The sequence below is a fragment of the Mesorhizobium sp. WSM4837 genome (genome assembly GCF_055811435.1).
Map to the genome: position 1 here is coordinate 17,067 of NZ_JBVVQE010000074.1, position 16,901 is coordinate 33,967.

The 16,901-nt window shown below is 62.5% G+C and carries 10 protein-coding genes and 1 pseudogene; 5 read left to right on the top strand and 6 right to left on the bottom strand.

From position 1 onward, the window contains the following. Nucleotide 1 precedes the first annotated feature (1 nt). Genes AC0L3D_RS30200 through AC0L3D_RS30210 form a run of 3 tightly spaced genes read left to right on the top strand, consistent with a single transcriptional unit; the run spans nucleotide 2 to nucleotide 4,597 of the window. A complete protein-coding gene (locus tag AC0L3D_RS30200) occupies nucleotides 2-2,914 on the top strand; it encodes a formate dehydrogenase subunit alpha (protein ID WP_128166281.1) in 2,913 nt (970 codons plus the stop codon). Nucleotides 2,915-2,929: 15 nt separating this feature from the next. After that, the gene (gene fdh3B, locus AC0L3D_RS30205) at nucleotides 2,930-3,526 is read left to right on the top strand and encodes a formate dehydrogenase FDH3 subunit beta (RefSeq protein WP_128166279.1); all 597 of its coding nucleotides are present in this window, start codon (nucleotides 2,930-2,932) and stop codon (nucleotides 3,524-3,526) included. Nucleotides 3,527-3,580: 54 nt separating this feature from the next. Then, a complete protein-coding gene (locus AC0L3D_RS30210; protein WP_473646758.1) occupies nucleotides 3,581-4,597 on the top strand; it encodes a formate dehydrogenase subunit gamma in 1,017 nt (338 codons plus the stop codon). Between the two features lie 123 nt (nucleotides 4,598-4,720). Here the strand turns inward: AC0L3D_RS30210 and AC0L3D_RS30215 are convergent, their stop codons facing one another. Both AC0L3D_RS30215 and AC0L3D_RS30220 read right to left on the bottom strand, forming a co-directional pair. After that, the gene (locus tag AC0L3D_RS30215; protein ID WP_473646760.1) at nucleotides 4,721-4,933 is read right to left on the bottom strand and encodes a hypothetical protein; all 213 of its coding nucleotides are present in this window, start codon (nucleotides 4,931-4,933) and stop codon (nucleotides 4,721-4,723) included. 44 nt (nucleotides 4,934-4,977) lie between these two features. Beyond that, nucleotides 4,978-5,652 carry a hypothetical protein gene (locus AC0L3D_RS30220; RefSeq protein WP_473646761.1) on the bottom strand — a complete coding sequence of 225 codons (675 nt, stop codon included), beginning with the start codon at nucleotides 5,650-5,652 and terminating at the stop codon, nucleotides 4,978-4,980. Nucleotides 5,653-6,746: 1,094 nt separating this feature from the next. On the opposite strand from AC0L3D_RS30220, the gene AC0L3D_RS30225 reads away from it, so the two are divergent. Then, entirely contained in the window at nucleotides 6,747-7,958 is a 1,212-nt protein-coding gene (locus tag AC0L3D_RS30225; RefSeq protein WP_473630468.1) for an efflux RND transporter periplasmic adaptor subunit, read from the top strand. Then, entirely contained in the window at nucleotides 7,955-11,137 is a 3,183-nt protein-coding gene (locus AC0L3D_RS30230; protein WP_473630469.1) for an efflux RND transporter permease subunit, read from the top strand. The genes AC0L3D_RS30225 and AC0L3D_RS30230 overlap by 4 nt, the downstream gene beginning before the upstream one ends. 538 nt (nucleotides 11,138-11,675) lie before the next feature. Here AC0L3D_RS30230 and AC0L3D_RS30235 read toward each other — a convergent pair. From AC0L3D_RS30235 to AC0L3D_RS30250, 4 genes and pseudogenes are all read right to left on the bottom strand, one after another. Further along, on the bottom strand, nucleotides 11,676-12,665 hold the full coding sequence (locus tag AC0L3D_RS30235) for an FAD binding domain-containing protein (protein WP_473646763.1): 990 nt from the start codon (nucleotides 12,663-12,665) through the stop codon (nucleotides 11,676-11,678). Between the two features lie 22 nt (nucleotides 12,666-12,687). Further along, the gene (locus AC0L3D_RS30240) at nucleotides 12,688-15,096 is read right to left on the bottom strand and encodes a xanthine dehydrogenase family protein molybdopterin-binding subunit (protein WP_473646765.1); all 2,409 of its coding nucleotides are present in this window, start codon (nucleotides 15,094-15,096) and stop codon (nucleotides 12,688-12,690) included. Beyond that, nucleotides 15,096-15,752, bottom strand: coding sequence for a (2Fe-2S)-binding protein (locus AC0L3D_RS30245; RefSeq protein WP_473646767.1), 657 nt, complete (start codon nucleotides 15,750-15,752; stop codon nucleotides 15,096-15,098). The genes AC0L3D_RS30240 and AC0L3D_RS30245 overlap by 1 nt, the downstream gene beginning before the upstream one ends. A gap of 830 nt (nucleotides 15,753-16,582) precedes the next feature. Continuing rightward, nucleotides 16,583-16,732 (bottom strand): annotated as a pseudogene (locus AC0L3D_RS30250) (IS256 family transposase); the annotation flags it as partial. Nucleotides 16,733-16,901 lie beyond the last annotated feature (169 nt).

Here is a 16,901-nt window from a genome sequence, read left to right on the forward strand (position 1 = left end):
CATGCTGACCAAGCGCAAGAGCGGTCAGGCGAGCCGCACAAGATTGCACACACTGATGGGCACGGTCGCCTCCGCTCCCATCGACCGGCGAACCTTCCTTCGCCGTTCCGGTCTCGCGGCCGGCGGAATGGCTGCACTCGGGTCGTTCCAGCTCGGCACCGTTCAGAAGGCGGCGGCCATCAGTCCGCCGCAGCCGGGCGTGCCTATAGAACTGAAGAAAAGCGTCTGCACCCATTGCGCGGTCGGCTGCACCGTTACCGCCGAAGTCCAGAACGGAGTTTGGACCGGTCAGGAGCCTTCGTGGGACAGCCCGATCAACCGCGGCTCCCATTGCGCCAAGGGCGCAAGCGTACGCGAGCTCGTACACAGCGACCGCCGGCTGAAATACCCGATGAAGCTCACCGCAGGGCAGTGGGAGCGTGTCTCCTGGGACGACGCAATCAATGGGATTGGCGACAAACTGCTCGAGATCCGTGAAAAGTCCGGCCCGGAATCCGTCTACTGGATGGGGTCGGCCAAGTTTTCCAACGAAGGAACCTATCTCTTCCGCAAGCTCGCGGCGCTGTGGGGAACAAACAATCAGGACCACCAGGCCCGCATCTGTCATTCGACGACCGTCGCCGGCGTAGCCAACACCTGGGGCTACGGCGCGATGACGAACTCCTTCAACGATATCCGCAATTCGAAGACCATGATCATCATGGGCGGCAACCCGGCTGAGGCGCATCCGATAGCGATGCAGCATCTGCTGGAAGGCAAGGAACTCAACCAGGCCAATCTGATCGTCATCGATCCCCGTTTCACGCGCACCGCCGCCCATGCGACCGAGTACGTCCGGTTCCGGTCCGGCACTGACATAGCGCTGTTGTGGGGCATGCTATGGCACATCTTCGAGAACGGCTGGGAGGACAAGGAATTCATCGCGCAGCGCGTCTACGGGATGGATGAGGTCCGCAAGGAAGTCGCGAAATACACGCCGGAGGAGGTTGAACAGATCACCGGCGTGCCTGGCGATCAGGTGAAGCGTGTCGCCGAGATGTTCGCCACGCAGAAGCCGTCGACGATGATCTGGTGCATGGGCCAGACACACCACACGGTTGGCACGGCCAATACACGCGCAAGTTGCATACTGTGTCTCGCCACCGGCAATGTCGGCAAGCCGGGGACGGGCGCGAACATCTTCCGCGGCCATGACAACGTCCAGGGCGCGACGGATATCGGGCTCGATGTGGTCACCCTGCCCTTCTATTACGGGCTGACGGAAAGCGCCTGGAAGCACTGGTCGCGCGTTTGGGAGATCCCCTACGAGGACCTGCTGAGCCAGTTCGACTCGAAGGATGCCATGGAAACCCCAGGCATACCGCTGACAAGGTGGTTCGATTCCGTCTCGCTGCCCAAGGACAAGATAGCGCAACGCGACAGCATGCGCGCCATGTTCATTCAGGGCCACGCCAGCAACAGTATCACCCGTATCCCGGATTCGATGAAAGGCCTGACAGGCCTGGAGCTGCTTGTCGTCGCCGATCCCCATCCCACCACCTGGGCATCGCTGGCGGTGGAGGCGGGGCGAAAGGACAACACTTATCTGTTGCCGGTCTGCACGCAATTCGAGACGTCAGGCTCGCGCGTCGCCTCAAATCGGGCCATCCAGTGGGGTGAGCAGATCGTGAAGCCGAGCTTCGAGCAGAAGGACGACTACCAGGTCATCTATCTGTTGTCGAAGAAGCTCGGGCTTGCCGACAAGATGTTCAAGAAGATAGCCGTCGAGGGCGACCGTCCGGTGCCGGAGGACGTGCTGCGCGAGATGAACCGCGGCAGCTGGTCGACGGGCTATTGCGGTCAGTCGCCGGAGCGGCTCAAGGCGCATATGAAGAACCAGCACAAGTTCGACCTGGTGACGATGCGGGCTCCCAAGGACGATCCCGAGGTCGGCGGCGACTATTACGGCCTGCCTTGGCCATGTTGGGGCAAGCCTGAGATCCGCCACCCGGGTACGGCCAATCTTTACAGCACCGGCCTGCATGTCATGGACGGCGGCAGCCCGTTCCGCGCCCGCTTCGGCGTCGAACGAAACGGCCAGACCCTATTGGCGGAAGGCTCCTACACGCAAGGCTCGGAACTCACCGACGGCTATCCGGAGTTCACCATGGCCGTGCTCAAGAAACTCGGCTGGGACAAGGATCTGACGGCGCAAGAACGCGCCGTGATCGAAAAGATCGGCGACGACATCAACAAGGTCTCGTGGTCGACGGATCTGTCAGGCGGGATCCAGCGCGTCGTGCTCAGCCATGGCTGCCATCCCTACGGCAACGGCAAAGCGCGCGCAGTAGCGTGGAACCTGCCCGACCCGGTACCCACCCATCGCGAGCCGATCTATTCGCCGAGGGTGGATCTGGTCGCAAAATATCCGACCTATCCCGACGCCACACAGTTCCGGTTGCCGAACATAGGCTTCAGCGTGCAGCAGGCGGCGGTGGAAAAGGGCATCGCCAAGTCGTTCCCGCTGATCCTGACCAGCGGCCGGCTCGTCGAGTATGAAGGCGGCGGCGAGGAAACGCGGTCGAACAGATGGCTGGCCGAGCTGCAGCAGGAGATGTTCGTCGAGATCAACCCGGCCGATGCTTCCGAACGCGGCATCGGCGATGGCACCTGGGTTTGGGTGAATGGTGCGGAGAACAACGCGAAGGCGCGGGTGAAGGCTCTGGTCACGGAGCGCGTCGGCCGCGGCGTCGCGTTCATGCCCTTCCACTTCGGCGGCTGGTTCCAGGGCAAGGACCTGCGCGCCAACTATCCGCAGGGCTCCGATCCATACGTTCTGGGAGAGAGCGTCAACAGCATCACCACCTACGGCTACGACCCGGTGACGGGCATGCAGGAGCCGAAGTGCACGCTCTGCCAGATCGTTGCGGCGTGAACGGGAGGAACAGAAATGGCCAGGATGAAATTCCTTTGCGACGCTGATCGTTGCATAGAGTGCAATGCCTGCGTCACCGCCTGCAAGAACGAGCACGACGTACCATGGGGCATCAACCGGCGCCGCGTCGTCACCATCAATGACGGCAAGCCCGGCGAACGCTCCGTCTCGATGGCGTGCATGCATTGCACCGACGCGCCTTGCGCGGCGGTCTGTCCGGTCGACTGCTTCTACACCACGGCCGACGCGGTGGTGCTCCACTCCAAGGACCTGTGCATCGGGTGCGGCTATTGCTTCTACGCCTGCCCGTTCGGCGCCCCGCAATATCCGCGTGTGGGCAATTTCGGTTCGCGCGGCAAGATGGACAAATGCACCTTCTGCGCCGCCGGCCCGGAAGGTGATTCCACCGAAGTCGAATATGCCAAGTACGGCGCCAACCGGCTGGCTGAAGGCAAGCTGCCGCTTTGCGCCGAAATGTGTTCAACCAAGTCGCTCCTGGCCGGCGACGGGGAGATCATCGCGGCGATCTACAAGGAGCGTGTGACGCAGCGTGGCTATGGTTCGGGAGCCTGGGGCTGGCAGACGGCCTATCGAGAAACAATCGACGTGTAGGAGGCAGTCGGGCTCGTCCCGCGCGCAAACGGAGCTATCACGGAGGACGCAGAAATGCCGGACAACAGGCTTGGTCGATTGATGCCGCAGGCTATCGCAGCGCTCATGACGCTCGCCCTGCTGGTCGCAGCGCCCGTTTACGCGCAAACCGCATCCGGGAGCAACCCGACCGCACAGGCGGTGAGCGAACGGCAGCTTCTTGACGAGTTGCAGAAGATCGAGGGTCGCGTCACCCTGCCCAATACGGCCGCCGGCTTGCTCGAGCAACCGCAAGGCCGCGAGTACCGCAGCTTCCACGAGGGCTGGCTGCCGTGGATCGGCGGTATCGCGATAACAGGCATTTTGCTGCTGCTGGCGCTGTTCTATTTCTACCGGGGCCGCATCCGTACATTGGCGCCCGAATCGAGCGTAAGGATCTTGCGCTTCGGTGCTGTGGAGCGGCTGACCCACTGGATGACCGCCACGGCGTTCATCATCCTGGCCATCACCGGCTTGAACTTTATCTTCGGCAAGCGTCTGCTGATGCCGCTGATCGGGGCCGATGCATTTTCAACTTGGTCGATCTGGGCGAAATACGCCCACGACTTCGTCTCCTGGGCGTTCATGCTCGGCATATTGGTCATGCTGGTGACATGGGTCTGGGACAATCTTCCGGATCGCCATGACGCGCATTGGCTCAGAGTCGGCGGCGGTTTTTTCGACAGAACCAACAGGACGCATCCGCCGGCTGGACGTTTCAATACCGGCCAGAAGCTCATCTTCTGGGCCGTCGTGCTCGGTGGAATTGCGCTGTCGGTGTCCGGCATATTCATGCTGTTCCCGTTCGCATTCACCGACATAAACGGCATGCAGACGGCCCAGTATGTTCATGCGACTGTCGGTATGATCCTGATCGCCGTTATTATCGCTCACATCTATATCGGCACGCTCGGCATGGAAGGCGCCTATGAAGCAATGGGCTCGGGTACGGTCGATATCAACTGGGCGAAGGAGCATCATAGTCTTTGGGTCGAAAGACAGGAGGCCAAAGGTGCGATACCGCCGCGCTCGGCGGCCGAACCGGCTGAATAATAGCTTCTGCGCGGAATCGAAATGCCCGGGCCATTGGTCCGGGCATTTTAGGCGTGGTGGTAGGCTTTCATTGCGCGAGCGTGCCTCGAAATCCACGTCAGCGAGCGCAGGTCTATATCCGGGCTACGAAGGTGTCTCCTCGCCGCCCGCGACTGCGGTGGAGTTGTCGCCCGTCCAGTTTTGACCGACCAGATTGTGTCCCGGATCGCCCACGCGAGTGCTCTCGCTGCTGTAGACCTGCCATGCCGGCTGTTGCTGCTGCGCGCTCAGAAGAAAATAGCCGGCCCCGAACGCGATTGCGATCGAAACGACAATTCCGGTCAAGATCATACCCATCCCGCCTTCTCCCTTTCACCTTCTCAAAGTCCGCAGTCATGCTCTCATTGTGGCGGTGGCGTCTGCGGCGCTGGAGTCTGCGGCGCAGGATCCTGCCCCGTCACAGATGGATTGCCAGATCCCTGAGGGGCCGCACCGGACTTTTGCTGATACTGCAAGTCGAGCGCCGCCAGTGCAAGCAACGGCGGCGGCATGGCGACGCCGGCCACTCGCATTTCCCGCGCGGTCTTCTGGCATTGTGCAATGTCATTGGCGGCGGCCAGTTCCTCCGCTTTCGCGGCGTTGATCACGGAATCCTTGGGAGTGCTCGACGTATCGGAGGGGGGCACCGGCGCGGCTCTGCTTTCCTTCTGGGGCGCGTTCGTCGCCGATCCGCTGGCCACCTTCTCCTTGCTCGGTTGTGGAGCATCGCTGGCAACCCCAGCCTGCCCGGTAATTTTCTGCGCCGAGCCCGTCCCGGTCTCGGGCTTGGCGGGCGCGGCTGCGCTGGTAGAAGATGTGCCAGCCTGCTGAGCCGGGGCAGCCGCGGTCGGGCTGGCCGCTTCGGCAGGCGCCTTCATGAAGGCGAGGAGCTCCTGGCAGAGATTTGCAGGCCCGCCTGGCTGCTGGGGAGCGGTCGTTGCAGCCGCTGGAGGCGCGGGCTCGGGGGCAGTGCTCGTCTGCGCCAGCGACGTCGACGCCGACAAGGCAACGATTCCTGCGAGAAGCATTTTTTTCATCGCTTTGCTCCTTCCGTGATGAAAATCACCCGCCTCGGCGACAACATAACGTTAGAAGGTGCCAGAACGATCCATGGGATTGCGAGGCCTGCCTCGCAATTCGGCCATCGGGCGATCCCGCGGCCTTCCCGACTCTTCAGCTCAACGAATGCGCCCGCCTCGACGAGGCGAGCACGATGATTGCCGAAGTCGCAAGGGCTGCTCGGCGAGCGATTGGATGCGCCCGCCTTGGCTAAAGCGAAGGCCAATTGCGGACGGGGATTCGAATGTCCGCCGAGAGGGGTACGTGGTCGCTCAGCTTTGTTATGGCGATCTCGTCATAGGTGCCGAGTTCGACAAAGGATTGGGAACGTTCCGAGGCACAAATATGTAGTCGATATGGAAGGCCTGATCCTGCTTCCATCGATGGAAGTAGGTCGGTGACTTTTCCTCGCCGAACCTTTCGTCGTGGAATTCATGCCATGCGCTTACCAGACCAAGTCGAGAGATAAGCTCCAAGACGCGCGCAAAATGACCGTCCGGACTTCGATTCGCGTCGAACCTTGTAGATTGATTGAAATCGCCCGCACCACAGCAGCACGCTTCCGATAAGGTGCTTGACCGGTTCGCGCCATACATGCGCCGCTTATCGACGATCTTTTTTCCAAACTGCAGGAGACGAGCGGATGTGCGGTTGTCACGTCCCAATGCTATGCGGGTGGTGCAATAGCGTTTTCGGAGTGTAGCAAATGTCCAATCTGCCGATTTCATCGAAGCCTATATCGCCGCCTATAACCGCAGAATGAGAAGCAGGTCGGACCTCAACGCGGGAGCGGCCCTGTTCCTCCCGACAGAACCGCCGCACGTCGGGATGCGCAATGGCTTGTCAGATCCGCTTTGGCTCGAGCGCATGGCGATGCCTGCGCAGCGGATACACGCGAGATGTGCGTTCGCGCTCCGCGGTTAGCCGCTTCCTTGTCGATTGACGATGTTCGATGTTTGTTCAATAGCAAGCTGTCGGTTGTGGTGGTCGTTTCAAAAAATTGATTTGTGCGGCACACAAGCTGCCTAGATGTTACGGACTTCGCATGAAGGACCGATTACGAGGGGTAACCATGGTTCACACTGCACGCCTCCGCCACGATTCTCTGGGCGCCCCCTCCAGCAGAAACGTCCCTGCAAAATGGCTCGCCGCCGCGGCCTTCGCGGCGATCGGCTTGCTCGCGGCCCCGGCCGCACAGGCGCAGGAAGCGCCTCCCGCGCCCGTCGTCACGGTAGCCAAGCCGCTGGTGCGCGATATCGTCGAGGACGATGAGTTCGTCGGCCGTTTCGAAGCTGTCGACCAGGTTTCGCTGCGCTCCCGCGTCGGCGGCTATCTCGACCAGGTCCATTTCCAGGACGGTACGCTGGTCAAGCAGGGCGACCTCCTGTTCACCATCGACCAGCGGCCGTTCAAGGCGGCGCTGAACCAGGCGCAGGCGCAGGTCGACTCGGCCAAGACCCTGGTCGAATTCAGCAAGATGCAGTTCGAGCGCGCCGAGACCCTGTCGCGCGAAGGCAACATACCGGTTTCGACACTGGACGACCGCCGCCGCGAATATCTCGCCGCCCAAGCGCAACTGGACGGCGCGGAGGCGGCACTTGAAAACGCAAGTCTCGATCTCGAATTCACCGAGATCAAGGCGCCGTTTTCCGGCCGGGTCGACCGCCGGCTCATCTCGCCGGGCAATCTGGTGCAGGCCGACCAGACCGTGCTGACCACCATCGTCTCGATCGACCCGATCAACTTCTATTTCGACATCGATGAGCGGACCTACTTCTCTTATGCGCGCGACGCCCGCGAGCGCGGCGGCGTCATGCAGGAAGGCGCCGGCGGCGTCGATGTTGTCGTCCGTGTCGCCGACCGTGATGAAGCGACGTTCAAGGGCAAGCTCGACTTCGCCGAGAACCGTCTGGACCAAGCTACCGGCACGATGCGGGCCAGGGCGCGCTTCGACAACAAGGACGGCGTTCTGCAGCCGGGCATGTTCGGCCGCATCAACGTGCCCGGCTCGTTGCCGCATCCGGGCGTGCTTCTGCCTGACGAGGCGATCGGCGCCGACCAGAACCGCCGCATCGTCTTCGTTGTCGACCAGGCGGGCCTGATCTCGGCCAAGCCGGTCCGCACCGGCCCGCGCATCGACGGCTATCGCGTTATCCGCGAGGGCCTCACCGGCGAAGAGACAGTGGTAATCAACGGGCTGGTGCGAGTGCGGCCGGGCGTCACCGTCAAGTCCGAGATGACCAAATTGCCGCCCAAGGTTGAAGCCGAAGGGCAGACACAATGAACTTCGCCCATTTCTTCGTCAACCGCCCGATCTTCGCGGCGGTGCTGTCGATCGTGCTCGTGCTCGTCGGCGGCATCGCTTATACGCAGCTTCCGGTCGCGCAATATCCCGAAATCGCGCCACCGACCATCGTGGTGCGCGCCTCCTATCCGGGCGCCGACGCCGAGACGGTCGCCGCGACCGTGGCGACGCCGATCGAACAGGAAATCAACGGCGTCGAGCACATGCTCTACATGTCGTCCTATTCCTCCGGCGACGGCTCGATGTCGCTCACCATCACCTTCCGCCCCGGCACCGATCTCGATGCGGCCCAGGTGCTGGTGCAGAACCGCGTCTCGATCGCCGAAGCGCGCCTGCCGGAAGAGGTGCGCCGGCTCGGCATCACCACGGCGAAAAGTTCGCCCGACCTGATGATGGTCGTCCATATGCTGTCGCCCGACGACACATATGATCAGCTTTACGTCTCGAATTATGCGCGTTCGCGCGTGCGCGACGTCCTGCTGAGACTGGACGGCGTCGGCGACGTGCAGATCTTCGGCGAGCGCGAATATTCGCTGCGCGTCTGGCTCGACCCGGAAAAGCTGTCCGCCTACAGCATGACCGCAGGCGACGTAGTCGAGGCGCTGCGCGACCAGAACGTCCAGGTGTCGGGCGGCTCGATCGGCGCGCCGCCGATTGGCGACGGCTCGGCCTTCCAGTATACGGTCACCACGCAAGGGCGCTTTGAAGACGCGCGCGACTTCCGCTACGTCATAGTCAAGTCGGCCGAGGACGGCCGCTTGATCTCCCTGCAGGACGTGGCGCGCATAGAGCTCGGCGCCAGGGACTACGTCACCAATTCCTATCTCAACAACAAGGCGGCGGTGGCGCTCGGCATGTTCCAGCGGCCGGGCACCAATGCCTTGGCCTCGGCGGAAGAAATCCAGGCGACCATCGCGGAGCTTTCGAAGGATTTCCCGAAGGGGCTGGCCTACGAGATCATCTACAATCCGACCGAGTTCATCGCCGAATCTATCAACGAGGTCTATATCACCATCGCCGAGGCGATCCTGCTGGTGGTGATCGTCATCATCGTGTTCCTGCAGTCATGGCGCATGGCGATCGTGCCAATCGTGGCGATACCGGTCTCGCTGATCGGGACGCTTGCCGTGCTGCTCGCCTTCGGCTTCTCGCTTAACATGCTCACTCTGTTCGGGCTGGTGCTGGCGGTCGGCATCGTTGTCGACGACGCCATCGTGGTTGTGGAAAATATCGAGCGGAACATCCGGCTGGGGCTCGCTCCGCGCGCCGCTGCGCACAAGACCATGGATGAAGTGGGAAACGCGGTCCTCGCGATCTCGCTGGTGCTGATCTCCGTCTTCGTTCCGGCGGCTTTCATTCCCGGGATTTCCGGCCAGTTCTACCTGCAGTTCGCCATCACCATCGCGGTCTCCACCGCGATCTCCGCATTCAACTCGCTGACGCTTTCGCCGGCTCTCGCTGGCGTGCTTTTCAAGCCGCACAGCGAGGAACATTCGAACTTCTTCCTGGCAAGGTTCGGCCGCGCTCTGGCGAACGGGTTCAACAACGGGTTCGACAAGATGGCGGACGGCTATGCGTGGCTGGTGCAAAGACTGGTCGGAACGACTCTGGCGCTTGCCGCCATGCTGCTCGTCTTCGCAGGCCTGCTCTACGCTACCTATCACATGCTGCAGACGGTGCCGCGCGGCTTCATCCCGAACATGGACCAGGGTTATGCGATCGTCGTCGTGCAATTGCCGGAGGGCTCTTCGCTCGCCCGAACGGACGCAATCATCCAGAAGGCGTCGGATATCATCCGCGAGACCCCGGGTGTCGCCAACGCCGTCGCCTTCGCAGGATTCAACGGCGCGACATTCACCAACGCCAGCAATTCCGGCGTGATCTTCGCGCCATTCAAGAGCTTCGAGGAACGGCTCGAGAGCGGCGATACTTCCGACAAGATCATCGGCACGCTGTTTGGCAGCCTGCAAAGCATCCAGGAGGCCTTCATCATCGCGCTGCCGCCGCCGCCAGTGCGGGGCATCGGCAACTCCGGCGGCTTCAAGATGATGCTCCAGGAGCGCAACAGCGCCGACATGCGGCCGATTCTGGCGCTGGCCAACGAAATCGCCGGCAAGGCCAACCAGACGCCCGGGTTGATGGGCGTCTTCACCACCTTCTCGGCCTCCAGCCCGCAATTCTTCCTGGCGATCGACCGCGACAAGGCGCGCATGCTGAACGTGCCGATCCCCAACATCTTCGAGACGCTGTCGATCAATCTGGGCACCGCCTATGTCAACGATTTCAATGCCTTCGGTCGCGTCTACCAGGTGCGGGCGCAAGCCGACCAGGCTTTCCGCATCGATCGCGACGACATATTGAAGCTGAAGGTGCGCTCGGCGGCCGGCGACCTGGTGCCGCTCGGCACACTGGTCGAGATCCGCGACGTCACCGGTCCCTCGCTCGTGCAACGCTACAACATGTATGTCTCCGTACCGCTTCAGGGCAATGCAGCGCCTGGTGTCGCCACGGGTACGGCGCTCGACCTGATGGAGGGGATCGCAGCCGAATCGCTGCCGCAGGGCACTTCCTTCGAATGGACTGAACTCGCCTTCCAGGAGCGGCAGACCGGCAACACGGCGGTCTTCATCTTCGGCCTGTCGGTTCTGTTCGTCTTTCTGGTGCTCGCCGCGCTATACGAAAGCTGGATTACGCCCTTCGCCATCGTGCTTATCGTCCCGCTCAGCGTGCTGGCCGCCCTCTTGGGCGTCGCCTTCCGCGGTCTCGACAACAACATCCTCGTGCAGATCGGGCTGATCGTGCTCATCGGCCTGGCGGCGAAGAACGCGATCCTGATCGTCGAGTTCGCGCGCCAAGGTGAGGAGCGCGGCCTTGACGCCGTCGAGGCGGCTGTCGAGGCCTGCCGGCTGCGGCTGCGGCCGATCCTGATGACGGCATTCGCCTTCATCCTGGGTGTGGTGCCGCTGGTGATCGCCAGCGGGCCTGGCGCGGAAATGCGCCAATCGCTCGGCACGGCCGTGTTCTCCGGCATGCTGGGCGTGACGTTGTTCGGCCTCTTCCTGACGCCGGTCTTCTACGTTGCTCTGCGCAGGACATTCCGGCGCAGGCGGCCTGAAGCCGGCCCGACCCTGGCTTCCGAGAGCAGCGCGGCCGAGTAGACGCCGAGCCGATGAGGCGCCGGGTTCAAGCTGAAGCCGGACCGGCGGGTGTTTTCATGGGCTGGTTTCGAAAACCTCTCGCATCGTTCCGTATTGCTCCGCGATTGATGGCAACGTCGAGCTATTCACTCCTGGTGGCACCATGCACGCTCAATGGCCGGTTGCCGTAAGCCGCGTGCCAACCGTCGTCACGGCGCTCACAGAGAGACGACTTGCTACCCCAGAGTTAATCAAACCCACAACAGTTGGTTGTCGCCTTCTCCACCAATGTCATGAAGCTTGATCCTGCTCTGAAGGACTCAGGAAGCATATCCGATCGCTTATGCATACGTGCGGATGGACGTAGGAGTCGTCAGGCCCGACGACGCCGGCCGTGGCGGTACACCAGAATGTTGCGGTCGAACTGTAGCCTGCGTTGAAGTCGACGCCGCTCCCGTAACCTGTCCCGGGTGCGCCCTTGGAGCGCAACCGTCGGCAGACTGCCAGCGCCGCGTGTGGCTGCGAAGTTGCCGAACCCATTTTGGACGGCCCCAGGACGCTAGCCGGCGGCAGCGGCCAGGATCGTGCGGCGAACGACCGTCTCCAGCACTGGCACCTTGTAGCCGTTCTTCGCCAGCGGCGTAGCGCCGGCCACCGCGGCTCGGGCCGCCTGTCGCGCCAAGTCGTCGGTAAGCCTGTTGCCGATGAGGAGACGTTCGCTTTCGACGGCGCGGCGAGGCGTTGGTGCGACCCATCCCATGACGATCGAAGCATTTTGCACTGTCTGGCCCTCTATCGTCAGCACCACCGCCACATCGCAGATCGGCCAGTCGTAGCTGTCGCGCTCGGTCTGCTTGCGGTAGGCGGCCTTCGCCCCGGCATTCAACGGCGGAACGATCACGCGCGTCATAACCTCGCCAGTCTCGATCCTGGCATCGTGAGCGCGCTGCATTTCGGGTGGCAAGAAGAAATCCGAGAGCTTTACGACGCGTGAGCCGTTGGCGCCGCCGGCCAGTTCGGCGCTTGCATCATAGGCGACCAGTGCCGTCGCCGGCGTCGAGGCTTGGACCATCGCGTTTTTGTCGTTGTCGAAGATCGCGTGGTGCTGGTTCTCGTCAGCGCCCCTGCTCCCCATCTCATCTCCACCTTCGCCATGGAAATGATCGTGCCGAAAATACCAGCAGCGCGGCCGCTGCAGCAGATTGCCCCCGATCGTTGCGGCGTTGCGGACCTGCGGCGTCGCCGCATGTCCGGCAGCATCCGACAGCGCCAAGTAGCGCGCGCGGATCTGTGGATCGTTGTCGATGCGGTCCAGCGTCACAAGTGCGCCGAGCGACAGCCCGTTTTCCGTGTCGACTTCGTCGAGACCGCGGATGGTCTTCAGATTTACGAGTCGCATCGGCGCTAGAGTCCCTTCCTTCATCAAGTCCAGAAGGTCGATCCCGCCCGCCTTCGCGATGACGGGGCGTTGCTCGGTGCTTTCGGCAAGCAGACCTGCTGCCTGCTCGACCGTCGTGGCATCCACCCATTCGAAGCTGTTCATGGCCATGATGGACTCCTTCTGGCCGATCTCAGGCGCTGAGCGTCGCCAGCACATTTGCCGGGTTCATCGGCAAAGTGCGAATCCGCTTTCCGGTGGCGTTGTAGAATGCATTGGCGATCGCGGCGCTGGTCGCCACATTGCTTGCCTCGGCGATGCCTCGCGCGTCGGTCGACGACTGCGCCCCGATCTGCTCCATGAGCAGCACCTCGATCGCCGGAGTCTCGCGTGATCCGACCATCTTATATTGATCGACATTGGCGTTGAGTTGATGGCCGCTCGCCGCGTCCATGATGCGGTCCTCGTAGATCGCGTAGCTGATACCCTGGATGATGCCGCCGATCACCTGGCTCTCGACCAGTTTGGGGTTGATCGGCCTGCCGCAATCGCTGGCAGCGACGATGCGCTCGACCTTGACCACGCCGGTCTCGACATCGACCGCCACCTCGGCGAATTGGACACCGCCCAGCCCATGCCGGCTGATGGAGAGCTCTCCCGGCACCGCAAATCCCTCATAGTCGTCGTGCCGCTTAGCGAGTTTCGAGATTTCGCCGAATTTGGCTTCCTTGGCTGCATCCTTGAGCGGCCTTGCGGCTCCCTCCTTGCCGCGGACGCCCACCTTGCCGTCGGCGAAAAAGATGTCATCGGGATCGGCGTCGTCGAAAAGCGGCGCGAGGCGCGCGGCCAGGTCGCGTGCCGCCGCATAGGCCGCATTGCGGGCAGGCGCGGTCACCGACGCAGTCACCCGGCTTCCGCCGGACGGCGGTCCCCACGGGAACCGCGTGTCGCCGATAAAGACGCCGATGTCCTCGGCGTTGAGGCCGAACTCCTCTGCAACCACCTGGGCAAGCACAGTCCGCGTGCCGGTGCCGACATCCTGCGTGCTGTTGTAGACGGAGACCGACCCGTCATCGGCGACCCGCACCTCCACCGTCGTCGGAGGGCTGACGACATACACCCACTGCGCCTGCGCCATGCCAATCCCCCGCTTGATCGGCCCGGCGTCGGCGTTCGGCGGACGCCGGCGGCTCCAGCCGAACCGCTCGGCCGCGACCTTGCGTTCATGTGCCCGTGCAAGCATGTCGTCGGTGGGCTTTGTGTCGATGCGATCGCGCAGGATCAGCGGGTCGAGTTGCAGCCGATCCGCGAGTTCGTCCATCGTCTGCTCGAGCGAGAAGATGCCCTGCACCTGTCCGGGTGCGCGGAAAGCCGCGCACGGGCCGGCATTCGTGAACACGTCATACTGCTCGGTGCGCATGTTCGGGCACGGATATAGCGCATTGTAGCAGAAGCCTATGCCGGCGCCCCCAGCGATGCCGCCGGTGCCCCAGCTTATGACGTCGATGGCGGTAAGGGTGCCATCTTGTTTGGCGCCGATCCGTACGCGCTGCAAGCTGTTGGGGCGATTGCCCGCCGAAACATGCTCTTCACGGCGGTCCAGCATCATGCGCACGGGCGCGCCGGCCTTTTGCGACAAATGAATGGCGAGGAGGCCGAAATTGTTGATCCCATATTTCGCGCCGAACCCGCCGCCGGTGAAGTCGCTGATTACCCGGATCTTGCTCTTGGGCAGATCGAAATATTCGGCGGCCTCATCGCGCACGCTGTGCGTGTGCTGCGTGGAGGCATAAATGGTCAGCCCGTCATCCTGCCAATCCGCGACGATGCCATGTGTTTCCATCGGCACATGAGTCTGAACCTGCGTGCGATATTCGGCCTCGACGATCACGTCCGCCTCCGCCAGGCCCTGGTCGATATCGCCCGTGGGCGTCATACCCGGCATGCCGAAGTTGGGACCGCGCACATTGCCCTTCTGCGGCAAGCCTTCCGGTGCGCCGCCGCCGCCCGCTGTCGATGGCTGCTCGACCGGTCCTGGAAAGACGATCGGTGCCTCATCGTCCATTGCCGCATCGAGGTCAGTGACATGCGGCAAGCGCTCGTATTCGACCTTGACGAGCTTCGCCGCCTGGTCGGCGATCCGCTGCGTCTCGGCGGCGACCGCGGCAACGGTCTGGCCGGCGAAGCGGACCGTCGGGTATTTGTTACGAGCCTCGGCCTCCGGATCGCGAAGCCTGGCGGATTGCAGCAGTGTCTCGAGCACATGTACAGCACGGACGCCGGGGTGACGCTCCGCCGCTGAGGTGTCGATCGAGATCACCCTGGCATGCGGCCATGGGCAGACGATCTGCCGTGCGTAGAGCATTCCCGGCAGTTGCACGTCGAATGTGTATTTCGCCGCGCCCGTCACCTTCTGCACGGCATCGAGCCGCGGGATCGACTTGCCGATGGAGCGCAGTTCGGCGTTCACTGGCAACTGCGGCGGCTCATCGTCCGGCACCTGCCGAGTCACCTGCCTCATCTCCTGCCCGACGATACCGTAGAGCAAGGACTGGGACCGTAACGAAGGCCGGTCGGCCCGTGCCTGATTTTCGGTAGCCATCAGGTGCTCCTCCTCCGATTCTCGCCGGCGACTGCGAGCACTGCCGCAAAGATGTTCGGATAGGTGCCGCAGCGGCACAGGTGACCGCTTATCGCGGCCTTCACCTCGTCGATGCCGGCGTCGGGTTTACGATCTATGAGCGCTGCGCAACTCATTACCATTCCGGGCGTGCAGAATCCGCATTGAAGGGCGTCGTGCTCGACGAACGCCTGCTGCACCGGATGAAGCTTGCCGCCCTCGGCCAGCCCCTCGATCGTGGTGATGTTCCTGCCCCGGGCGTCGAGCGCCAGCGTCATGCAACTGCTGGCAGGCTGACCGTCGAGCCAGACCGTGCAGGCAGAACAGGCTCCGCGATCGCAGCCGATTTTGGTGCCGGTCAGGCCGAGGTGATTGCGGAGGACGTCGACCAGCGTGGTGGCGGGTTCCGCCTGCACCGGGACCCGTCGTCCATTTATCGTGAGATCGATCGGGATCAGACCAGGGCCAAGCACTTCGTTGGCATCGTCCTGCATAGAACTATCAACGGCTGCCTGCGCCGCCCCTGCTTCCAGCAACGCCGCCCCCACGGCCGAGGTGCCACCGTGCTTCAGGAACGTTCGACGAGAGATGCCCGATCTCGTGGATCCCGGAACTTGACTGCGGCTCAATTCTGCCATGCTGTACCTCCGGATTTGTTACAGCGTTTACCAAAACTAGGGTGATCGGATCAGCACCAAGCTAGGGGACCGATCGGTTCGTGCCAGACGCCATTACAACGAAGTGACCGTCGAGGCGGTCGCGATGCCGGGCATGCCGTCGAGGCTTAACGTATTGGCTTGATCTGGAGATGATCTAAGGTCCGGCGGCCCGTGCTGCTACCGAGCCTGCTGCGGATCGTCAGCAAATGAAACCGGGGCGGCGCGAGCCGCCCTTTTTCGTTGCTGCCGGGGCGCTGCCAAATGCTGCCAAATCGGCTTGGCAGCACCCACCATAACCCATTGATAACAAAGACAAATGGTGGTGGTCGCAGTCTCTGGCGAACCAGTCTCTGTCCAATTTCCCTGATAGGCGTCGAAAAACAGCGAATTTCGAGTTTTTTGAGGGCCTGGCCCAATTTCCCTAAGAAATCGCTGCGCAGATTCAATGCTTTAGCGCTAAATTCCCTGTACGCACTAACAGGGAATTATTTAGCAGCTAGCAGGGAATTCCAAAGCGAAGCAGGCCGAGATGGCAAATCGCGGGCTGGCGGCGGCTCGCTAGCTCAGTTGTCGAGCGCTACCGCGACAAGGTTGTCGCAAGCAAACACTCTCCTGCCTTCGAGTAATGCCGATGGATGCGCGACACAGGCAAAGTGCGTCCTCACGACTGGATTTGAGTGCCGGTCGCAATCCAACCAAATATGGACGGCTCATCACGCCCTCTTGGAGGTCCGGCCAGGATCGTGCCCACTGGCGTGGTGTAGCTGACGGCATTGGTCGCCGTGCTCTCCGGCATGGGGCCGGACTGATCAGCGCGCCACTGCCGGCAGGCTGATAAGCGGATCATCGCTCATCTGGCTGATGGTCTCAAGCGTCATGTAGCGGGCCCGCTACACGGCCCATTCATCGTTCTGTTCGAGCAGCAAGGCGCCGACGAGACGGACGATGGCGTCGTCATTGGCCGGGTTAGAACGATCATAGCTCTGCGAACGGCGAGCGCCCGGATTTGCCGTTCGGGTATTTGAAGCCTATGCTTCGATATCGGCCGCCAGTGCTGCGGATGCAGCCGACAGTGAGAGGGTACGTGCTCTTGCCCGTCCGGGAGAGAGCCGTGTCCCAGTCCCTTCC